The organism is Ulvibacter sp. 2210JD10-4 (genome assembly GCF_058148525.1).
The window spans coordinates 1-322 of record NZ_JBYVJZ010000021.1; the positions used below are offsets into that span (position 1 = coordinate 1).

Genomic DNA, 322 nt, shown 5'->3' on the forward strand with positions numbered 1-322 from the left:
CATGGAAGCTGTATTTCAGGCTGCAGCATTGGCTTCAGTTAAGGCTATATGATCTGTTCTAATCCTTTCAATATTTGCATGATTGGCCAGAGGAATAATGGTTCGCAGCAATAGGGGACGACCTTCAAAGGTTGTTCCGCGGTTCTCGACGGTAATACGCTCACTGGCTTCCGCCAAGGCATACAAATATTGTATTAATTTGTCATGTGTTATATGCCAATCTACAACCTCATGCCCAATAATACTTTTAGGTGTTGGAATGTTTGGATCATACTTGACATCTTTTGGAAGGTAATAACTTAGGTCTACATTATAGTCTTGT

Annotated in this window: 1 pseudogene; it reads right to left on the bottom strand. The window is 40.4% G+C overall.

Annotated elements, in window-relative coordinates:
• Positions 1 to 15: 15 nt before the first annotated feature.
• Positions 16 to 322: pseudogene (locus tag ACY2RT_RS15320) on the bottom strand (zinc carboxypeptidase); the annotation flags it as partial.